This is a genomic window from Delftia sp. ZNC0008, from assembly GCF_000799035.1.
Classification (GTDB): domain Bacteria; phylum Pseudomonadota; class Gammaproteobacteria; order Burkholderiales; family Burkholderiaceae_C; genus Comamonas; species Comamonas tsuruhatensis.
Genome location: NZ_JTKZ01000078.1, coordinates 1 through 4,642, shown reverse-complemented (window position 1 = coordinate 4,642; position 4,642 = coordinate 1). Strand labels below are relative to the sequence as shown.

Here is a 4,642-nt window from a genome sequence, read left to right as displayed (position 1 = left end):
ACTGGGGCGACATGCTGGTGCACGCAGGCTTCAGCGAGCCGGTGATGGACATGGAGCACATCACGCTGACCTTTGCCACGCCCGAGCGGCTGCTGCAGGAGCTGCGCGAGCTGGGCCGCAACTTCCATCCGCAACGCTTTGCCGCGCTGCGCGGCCGCCGCTGGCAGCAGCGCCTGCACGACGCCTTGCGCGAACGGTTGGCCGGCCCCGACGGACAGCTGGCGCTGACCTTCGAGATCGTCTACGGCCATGCCTACAAGCCGCAGCCGCGCGTGCGCCTGGAGTCCAGCAGCGCCGTGTCGCTGGAGGACATGCGCAGCATGCTGCGCCAGCCGCGCAACACGGGTTTGCGATAGCCTGAATGTCGCTTTCCAGTCATTGATCGAAAACAAAAACGTCTACACTTTTCCCGAGCTGACAGAGACAACAGCTTTTCCCTGGGCTCGCTCTCCCGGGCCGGGAAAAGACCAGCGGTCCGCAGGCCGAAAGGGGAGACGATTTGGTGTTTCGCTTTGCCACGGGAACGAGAACGGGCCGGCGCATTCAAGAGTGGCCCGCCCGCAAGTTTGATCATCACCGGCTGCAGCAGTGCCTGCTCCTCTGGGAGCGGGCACTGGTCTTTCTGTCCCTGTGTTCCCTGCTGCCCGCACTGCTGGGCCGCATGCGCTGCCTCTTTCCATCCGCTCCCGGCCCGCACGGCACACACGGCACACATGCCCTGAAGGGCCGGCGCGCGCGCATCCTCCCATCCACTTTGCTGCTGTCCCCCGAGTTCATGCGCCTGCAGGCGCAGGCGGGGATGGCGGCCCGCCCCCATCCTGGTCCCACGTCCGAGCTGCCGTTGATGCCGGCTGGCACGCTATTGGTGATTGCGCGCAGGCACATCTGCTGCGCTTTCATGCATGCTCGGACAGTTGAGGCCGGGAGTTGCCCTTTGGGCAGGCGTTGAACGGTCTGGCTGCGCGGCCCCCACGCCGGCGCAGCGGAGCGAGTGGATAACCCGAGGCTTAGATGTAAGTGAAAACTATGAAAAGCATTTCCACCAGGCTGGTTCTCTGGGGCTTGATGAGTGTGGCAGGGGCAGGCTCCCTTGCACATGCGGCGACAGATCTGCCAGGCGGCCCGGCCGTCAATCAGCTCAACCTTCATCCGGCGGTCACGCGCATCGCGCACGAGCAGCATTACCTGCACTGGATGATGCTGATCATCTGCACGGTGATCTTCATCGGCGTGTTCGCCGTGATGTTCTATTCGATCTGGAAGCACCGCAAATCGCGCGGCGCCAAGGCCGCGAACTTCCACGAATCGGCCACGGTCGAGGTGGTCTGGACCGTCGTGCCCTTCATCATCGTCGTGCTCATGGCGCTGCCGGCCACCAAGGTGCTGGTGGCGCAGAAGGACACCACCAACGCCGATGTCACGATCAAGGCCACGGGCTACCAGTGGAAATGGGGCTACGACTACATCAACGGCGAAGGCGAGGGCCTGAGCTTCATCTCCACGCTGGACAGCAGCCACCGCGTGCTGTCCGACAGCGGCGATGTGTCCAAGGCACCCAACGACTACCTGCTCAAGGTGGACAACCCGCTGGTCGTGCCCGTGGACCGCAAGGTGCGCATCATCACCACGGCCAACGACGTGATCCACTCCTTCATGGTGCCGTCCTTCGGCATCAAGCAGGATGCGATTCCGGGCTTCGTGCGCGACACCTGGTTCCGCGCCGAGAAGACCGGCGACTACTACGGCCAGTGCGCCGAGCTGTGCGGCAAGGAGCATGCCTACATGCCCATCCACGTGAAGGTGCTGTCCAATGACGGCTACAAGGCCTGGGTGGACGAGCAAAAGAAGATCGCCGCCGCCAAGAAGGACGACCCCAGCAAGGTCTGGTCCCTGCAAGACCTGATCGCACGCGGCGAGAAGGTCTATGCGGCCAACTGCGCGGCCTGCCACCAGGCCAACGGCAAGGGCGCCGGTCCCATCAAGGCGCTGGACGGCAGCCCCGTGGTCCTGGGTCCCACGGCCGAGATGATGCATGTGGTGCTGGAAGGCCGTGCCAACGGCGCCATGCCCGCCTGGAAGCAGCTGAGCGATACCGAGCTGGCCGCCGTGGTCACCTTTGCCAAGAACCACTGGTCCAACAAGACCGGCCAGCTGGTGCAGCCGGCCGAGTTCGTGGCCGCCCGCACCGGCAAGTTCCCTGCGCAGTGAGCACGCAAGACAGATGAGCGATTGGAGATAACAGCATGAGCGCCGTACTTCCCCCCATCCACAGCCCTGCGGGCGAGGGCCACGAACATGCGCATGAGCACGAGCATGGACACGGGCATGACGACCATCACCACCACGCCACGCCCACGGGCTGGCGGCGCTGGATGTTCGCCACCAACCACAAGGACATCGGCACGCTGTACCTGCTGTTCTCGTTCACCATGCTGATGGTGGGCGGGGTGCTGGCGCTGCTGATCCGCGCCGAGCTGTTCCAGCCCGGGCTGCAGATCGTCAACCCCGAGCTGTTCAACCAGCTGACCACCATGCACGGCCTGATCATGGTGTTCGGCGCCATCATGCCGGCCTTCGTGGGCTTTGCGAACTGGATGCTGCCGCTGCAGATCGGCGCCTCCGACATGGCCTTCGCGCGCATGAACAACTTCAGCTTCTGGCTGCTGATCCCGGCCGGCCTGATGCTGGTGGGCTCGTTCTTCATGCCCGGCGGCGCACCCGCCGCAGGCTGGACGCTGTATGCGCCGCTGACGCTGCAGATGGGGCCGTCCATGGACACCTCCATCCTGGCCATGCACATCATGGGCGCCAGTTCCATCATGGGCGCCATCAACATCATCGTCACCGTGCTCAACATGCGCGCGCCCGGCATGACGCTGATGAAGATGCCCATGTTCGCCTGGACCTGGCTGATCACGGCCTACCTGCTGATCGCCGTCATGCCCGTGCTGGCCGGCGCCATCACCATGACGCTGACGGACCGCCATTTCGGCACCAGCTTCTTCAATCCCGCAGGCGGCGGCGATCCGGTGATGTACCAGCACATCTTCTGGTTCTTCGGCCACCCCGAGGTCTACATCATGATCCTGCCGGCCTTCGGCATCATCAGCCAGATCGTGCCGGCCTTCAGCCGCAAGAAGCTGTTCGGCTATGCGTCCATGGTGTATGCGACCTCGTCCATCGCCATCCTGTCCTTCATCGTGTGGGCGCACCACATGTTCACGACCGGCATGCCCGTCACGGGCCAGCTGTTCTTCATGTACGCCACCATGCTGATCTCGGTGCCCACGGCCGTGAAGATCTTCAACTGGGTGGCCACCATGTGGCGTGGCTCCATGACCTTCGAGACGCCCATGCTGTTCTCGGTGGGCTTCATCTTCGTGTTCACCATGGGCGGCTTCACGGGCCTGATCCTGTCGATGGCGCCCATCGACATCCAGCTGCAGGACACCTACTACGTGGTGGCCCACTTCCACTACGTGCTGGTGGCCGGATCGCTGTTCTCCATGTTCGCGGCCTACTACTACTGGGCCCCCAAGTGGACGGGCGTGATGTATTCGGAGACGCGCGGCCAGATCCACTTCTGGGGCTCGCTGATCTTCTTCAACATCACCTTCTTCCCCATGCACTTCCTGGGCCTGGCGGGCATGCCGCGCCGCTATGCCGACTACCCCATGCAGTTCGCCGACTTCAACATGGTGGCCTCGCTGGGCGCGCTGGGATTTGGCCTGATGCAGGTGTATTTCTTCCTCTTCGTCGTCGTGCCCGCCATGCGCGGCAAGGGCGAGAAGGCGCCGCAAAAGCCCTGGGAGGCTGCCGAAGGCCTGGAGTGGGAAGTGCCCTCGCCGGCGCCGTTCCATACCTTCGAGACGCCGCCCAAGCTGGATGCGACGGCGACCCGCGTCATAGGCTGAAATGAACCACCGCCTGGGTCGCTTCGCGCCTTCCCCCTTCCTCGGTGCCCCTGGGGTGGGGCGCGACAGTCTCAGAGATTGCCAGTAGTCATGGAGATCAGAAAAATGGATGCACAGCAACGAAAAGCCAACGTGCGGCTGGCGCTGATCCTGGTATCGGTGGCGCTGGTCTTTCTGGCCGGCTTCGTGATCAAGATCACCGTGCTCCATTGAGCGCTTGAAGGCAACAGGAGGGCAATCCGTGAGCGTGCGCAGTGAAAACGCGAAGATGGTGGGCAAGCTGGCCGTGGTGGCGCTGGGCATGTTTGCCTTCGGCTACGTGCTGATCCCCATCTACAAGCACATCTGCGAGCTCACGGGCATCAACATCCTGTCGCTGTCCGAGCGGCAGGTGCCGGGCAACGGCACGGCCGGGCGCGATGTGAAGCTGCCGGCCAACTCGCAGGTGGACAAGAGCCGCACCATCACCGTGGAGTTCGACGCCAATGCGCGCGGGCCCTGGGACTTCAAGCCGGCGCAGCGCTCCATGCAGGTCCATCCGGGCGAGCTGGCCACGGTCATGTACGAATTCCAGAATGTGCAGAACCGCCGCATGGCGGCCCAGGCGATACCGAGCTATGCGCCACGCCAGGCGGCTGCGCATTTCAACAAGCTCGAGTGCTTCTGCTTTTCGCAGTACACGCTGGAGCCAGGGGAAAAGCGCGAGTGGCCGGTGGCCTTCGACGCGG

4 protein-coding genes and 1 pseudogene are annotated in these 4,642 nt (G+C 63.9%); all 5 read left to right on the top strand.

Annotation, left to right across the window (positions count from 1 at the left end; translation table 11 throughout):
* A pseudogene (locus tag L995_RS02825) lies at positions 1 to 356 on the top strand (biotin synthase); the annotation flags it as partial.
* Between the two features lie 670 nt (positions 357 to 1,026).
* Entirely contained in the window at positions 1,027 to 2,208 is a 1,182-nt protein-coding gene (coxB, locus tag L995_RS02815) for a cytochrome c oxidase subunit II (RefSeq protein ID WP_016450139.1), read from the top strand.
* A 35-nt stretch (positions 2,209 to 2,243) separates the two neighbouring features.
* Entirely contained in the window at positions 2,244 to 3,914 is a 1,671-nt protein-coding gene (gene ctaD, locus L995_RS02810) for a cytochrome c oxidase subunit I (protein WP_016450140.1), read from the top strand.
* A gap of 105 nt (positions 3,915 to 4,019) precedes the next feature.
* Complete coding sequence (locus L995_RS34175; protein ID WP_016450141.1) at positions 4,020 to 4,127, top strand: cytochrome oxidase small assembly protein; 108 nt, start codon at positions 4,020 to 4,022, stop codon at positions 4,125 to 4,127.
* Positions 4,128 to 4,155: 28 nt separating this feature from the next.
* The coding region (locus L995_RS02805) for a cytochrome c oxidase assembly protein (RefSeq protein WP_156135976.1) at positions 4,156 to 4,642 on the top strand (487 nt) is incomplete at its 3' end.

What these genes read in the sequence shown, in the direction of transcription:
- coxB (WP_016450139.1), top strand. Translation starts at nt 1,027, where the DNA reads ATGAAAAGCATTTCCACCAGGCTGGTTCTCTGGGGCTTGATGAGTGTG.
- ctaD (WP_016450140.1), top strand. Translation starts at nt 2,244, where the DNA reads ATGAGCGCCGTACTTCCCCCCATCCACAGCCCTGCGGGCGAGGGCCAC.
- L995_RS34175 (WP_016450141.1), top strand. Translation starts at nt 4,020, where the DNA reads ATGGATGCACAGCAACGAAAAGCCAACGTGCGGCTGGCGCTGATCCTG.